The organism is Dysgonomonas sp. 521 (genome assembly GCF_010501055.1).
Classification (GTDB): domain Bacteria; phylum Bacteroidota; class Bacteroidia; order Bacteroidales; family Dysgonomonadaceae; genus Dysgonomonas.
Genome location: NZ_QVMO01000162.1, coordinates 1 through 4,471 on the forward strand (window position 1 = coordinate 1; position 4,471 = coordinate 4,471).

At 28.0% G+C, this 4,471-nt stretch carries 5 protein-coding genes; all 5 read left to right on the top strand.

Annotation, left to right across the window (positions count from 1 at the left end):
* The coding region (locus D0T84_RS21395) for a site-specific integrase (protein WP_163309963.1) at window positions 1-1,385 on the top strand (1,385 nt) is incomplete at its 5' end.
* Complete coding sequence (locus tag D0T84_RS21400; protein WP_163309964.1) at window positions 1,378-2,004, top strand: hypothetical protein; 627 nt, start codon at window positions 1,378-1,380, stop codon at window positions 2,002-2,004. The genes D0T84_RS21395 and D0T84_RS21400, both read left to right, overlap by 8 nt.
* Before the next feature lie 739 nt (window positions 2,005-2,743).
* Window positions 2,744-3,277, top strand: a complete 534-nt coding sequence (locus D0T84_RS21405) for a hypothetical protein (protein ID WP_163309965.1) — start codon at window positions 2,744-2,746, stop codon at window positions 3,275-3,277.
* Between the two features lie 389 nt (window positions 3,278-3,666).
* On the top strand, window positions 3,667-3,870 hold the full coding sequence (locus D0T84_RS21410; protein WP_163309966.1) for an NUMOD3 domain-containing DNA-binding protein: 204 nt from the start codon (window positions 3,667-3,669) through the stop codon (window positions 3,868-3,870).
* On the top strand, window positions 3,867-4,406 hold the full coding sequence (locus D0T84_RS21415; protein WP_163309967.1) for a hypothetical protein: 540 nt from the start codon (window positions 3,867-3,869) through the stop codon (window positions 4,404-4,406). Before D0T84_RS21410 ends, D0T84_RS21415 begins: the two co-directional genes overlap by 4 nt.
* Window positions 4,407-4,471 lie beyond the last annotated feature (65 nt).

A 4,471-nucleotide genomic window follows, 5' to 3' on the forward strand; every position in this document is an offset into this window, starting at 1 on the left:
TTTGGGTGGATATCTGCCGGAATGGCAGATTTTTAGAACCGATTTCTAATGGATTTAGAACCGGATTACTGGGTGGGGATGCTCCGGATTATGCAGTAAGTGTAGCTATTGCTTTGGATACCAAAAAAGCAATAACAGAGAAAACAAAAAGGCAAATTGGAAAAGAGGGTGAAGAGGCTAATCTTTATCCTTTGAAAATAAGAGTAACTTATTCACGTCAGCCTCGATATTTTTCGTTGGATAAGCCTTATTATCTTACCAAAAATGAATTTGATGAATTATCTAAAAGTCGTAAACCTGATTTAATCAATGCACGTAGAGAGGCTGATAAAAAATTTGCAGAAGCAAATCGAATTGTAGATGAAATAAGAGATTTTTTCTCTTTCGATGAATTTTCTCGTATATACAATTCAAAAACAAAATCAGTTAAGGATGTTTATTCTGTTTATGAGGAATATATACAAAATCTTAAAGATAATAAGCAACATGGAACTGTTAATTCATATACATGTGCATTAAATCATTTAAGGAAGTACAAACCTAAATTATTTTTTAGGGATATCACCCCTGAGTTTTTGAAAAAATATGCAAAATCATCTTTCAAAGAAGAAAGTGGAACTATTGGTATTTATTTACGTCCATTAAGAGCTGTTTATAACTATGCTATTGATGTGAAAAAGATTGCAAGAAGAGATGATTTTCCTTTTGGAAAGAATAAGTATGTAATTCCTAAATATACACCTCGTGAAATGCTACTTTCAATGGAGGATTTAAAAAAAATATATGAATATCATCAATCCAACATAGATAATAAAGTTACAAAAGAAATTTTGGCTATTGATTTATTTATATTTAGTTATTTTTGTCAAGGCATGAATTTCTCTGATATTATGGATTTGAAATATAGTAACATATTGATTGATAATATAGGAGATAAGTATATATATTTCAATAGGAATAAGACAAAAAACACTGTAAGACAGAGTGAATATGCTTATGTTTACATTAATCCATTAATAGAAAAAATCCTTGATAAACATGGAAATTTATCAAAGGATAAAGACAATTATCTTTTCCCCTTTTATGAATCAATAAGTGGAGAGGAAAGATTTTATAAAATAAAGGAAGAACTTGGTAGAATGAGAAAAGCTCTTAAACGTGTTGCAAAAAAATTAGATATTAATAGTATATCATTCTATTGGTCTCGCCATACATGGGCTACTCACGCACGACAACAAGGATATGGTTATGATGACATTCGAGATATGATGGCACAAAAAACAACAACTGTCACGCAAGGATATGTTCATAGAAACGAGAAATTTCCTGTATTTAAAGATGCAAGTATAAAGTTATTAAGTAATCTAACGAGCAAAAATGGATAAATATAAGCTGTGGAATCGCTGTTTTAGTGCAGATAACAACATTGAAATAACATCAACTTTTGATGCCTATGTTAAAAACTTATGTGAGCGACATTCAAACAATATTCCATATATAAAAGCAGAACTGCAAGAATGTATTTGTATTATAGATGATTATATCAAAAGTCTTAAAGGTTATATAGATGAAGAAGGGATTAAATTAGCTTCTATGAAAATTACTTCTATTGATACCAAAATGTCTAAAATGATAATTATTGTATCAAAAAAGAAAATTCCTTTATTCAATTTTTTAAGGAATTATGTAGAAAATATAATATCTGATTTATTATCTAATAATCCAATAATAGATACTTCAATAAATGAAATCAAAAAGAATGAGAAATCAGCCAAAACTTCTGAGATTAAAAAGGAACTTTTAAATTATATTGATAACAAATTTAAATATGACCCTGATAAAAAAATCTATTCTCGTGCAGAGGCTTGTGAGTTTCTATGTATTTCTAATAGAAGATTAACGACACTATTATCAGAACTAAAAATCAAACCTGTATCTACTGCTGTAAAACCCTATACTTTTAATATTGAAGAATTGGAACGATATAGAAAGGAAGAGATGTGAATTTTTATAGTCATATCCTTTATAAAATATTGCTTTTGTTTTTAAGATAAAAGACTTCTACAAATATCTGAGCTTTCATAACTCTTCTGTTTTATATATTTATTACTAATAAAACGAATACCTCCTGTATCTAATATTTGAGCCAAAATAGATTTGCTTTGAGTAAGTGAATTGCAGTTAACGATTTTTAACTAAATGTAATTGCTTGATTATCAGTTATAATTAAAATTAATTCTTAGTGTTTATTTTGATATAAATCCAAGATATACATATACATATCAAATTTATAAACAACTGATAATCAATACTAATTATTTTGACATGCCTCAATGTCGCATCAATACAGGAATAAGTTGATTATTATTACTGATATATAACAAGTTAATTATTATTCAATTGAAATGATAAATTTCAGAAATTTAAATGTAATATATTGATATTTTGATAGTTATCTTGATTTTAAAATTAGTTAAAATAATAATATATCAACCACTTATTTTAACAATAATCCACTAATTATCAAATATTTACGTCAGATTCTGATTTGTACAATTCAAACCTTTGACATATCTTTGTAATACCAAATCGAAAACAAACGACTTGATATAAAATAATCACCCACCATATATAGACATTAAATAAAGCTATAATAAGCGTATTATGGCAATGGGTGAAATATGTCTTAATGGTGGTAGATAAATAAAAGTTTAATAAATTAATTAATAAAAAAAGTACAAGTATGAAAACAAAAAATTTAATTGAAGTGACAAAACCTGAAGGTATGGTAATAGACATATTAAGTTATGTTGGTGAATTTGGTGATAACAACCCAAATAAAGGGATGTATTCCAAAGAAGAAGTTGAAACAGTGGTTAATGATATTATCCACCAATATATTAATTCTGATATTTTGATTGATGATTCCAATATATTCACCAATGCTGATGAAGCCTTTGAATTAATGGTTCAATATGATGAATTAAATAATCTTAAAGATGAACTCACCAATAGAATATATGGAGGTCTTAATGATTTATATAATCCATATCCTGAGAAATGGTGGACAGTTCGCAAAGGATTGAATTTGAAAGATGATGATGATAAGAGTGAACTCTTATGTGATATTGAAAATGAATATCTTAATTATATCATCGAAGAATCAGGGGCATTTAATGAAGAAATGGGTGATGAAGAAGGGGCTGTTGAATGGTCTGTTAAGGATGTTATTGACCAAATCTACACTAAAATTATTGAAGCTCTCCACATTCAGTAATTGACACATTCCAACTACACAACTAATCCAATTGATTTATTAATGTATAATTGTTTCATAATTGTTGAAATTATGATAATGGAAAAGATGTGTCTTAAGTAGAAATAATAAAATAAAAGAAATGGGATGAAGATTTGAATAGTTGTTTGTTGCCACTCCTTAGGAATAGCAACAAACAACCTCTTAACCCTACCTATTTCAATCTATTGAACTACTTTATTTCTATTGAACCACCCCACTGTATTCGAGGGGATTATCCTGTAAATAAATTTCTCAAGAAAAAAAGTTACTATAAAAGTTCATCTATATTGATACTTTTTGAACTATTGTAATATTTATATATGAAGGTGTAACCAACACTAAATAATAAAAATTTAAAAATAGAAATTATGGCAAAAAGAATTTATAGAGAAATTACAAATGATGGAACAAAATGGAAGATGTCGCTTGCAAAACAGAATGGCTTAAATCCCAACTATGGAAAACCTCGTGATGAAATAACAAAAGCCAAAATAGCAAAATCAATGCGTGACTATTGGAATTCTGTCCCATCAATTAATGATAATAATGATGATAAAAATAAACCAGAATGAATAAAATATTAAAAGGAACAGACCAGTATGAAAAAGTAACATACTTTACTCAACTTGAACAGTTGATAGATAAGCATAATATAAATATTGTAGTAGATAAATTAAAACTATGCTATAATGTGGTAAATGATGAAATTATCAAATATTTAGAAGAACATCAACCTGAAACTTATCATTTATATGATTTTGATTTGGTAAGGATTGATGGTAAACATTTTAACGACACATACCAAATAATATATCCAGACTTGGATAAGAATGGGGATATAGCCCCTCATGTATTTGGAGATTTGAAATTTAATCTAAAAAGCCAATCCAATGAAGATGAAAATCTAAATCAACAAAAAAAGGCTTGGATATACGTTAATAACTATATTTTGTACTCGAAAGATAAAAGGGTAGTACATCTTCCATTCATATCAGAAAAATTAGGGCTTGTATTGAATAATGTAACAGGGATTGAGATTGCGATAGACACCAATAAGAATGTACCTAAGCGATTAAAATGCATAATCCGGAGCATCCCCACCCAGTAATCCGGTTCTAAATCCATTAGAAATCGGTTCTAAAAATCTGCCATTCCGGCAGATATCCACCCAAA

Excerpts from the sequence above, each read along its gene's own strand:
- D0T84_RS21415 (WP_163309967.1), top strand. The coding sequence starts at position 3,867 with ATGAATAAAATATTAAAAGGAACAGACCAGTATGAAAAAGTAACATAC.
- D0T84_RS21405 (WP_163309965.1), top strand. The coding sequence starts at position 2,744 with ATGAAAACAAAAAATTTAATTGAAGTGACAAAACCTGAAGGTATGGTA.
- D0T84_RS21410 (WP_163309966.1), top strand. The coding sequence starts at position 3,667 with ATGGCAAAAAGAATTTATAGAGAAATTACAAATGATGGAACAAAATGG.
- D0T84_RS21400 (WP_163309964.1), top strand. The coding sequence starts at position 1,378 with ATGGATAAATATAAGCTGTGGAATCGCTGTTTTAGTGCAGATAACAAC.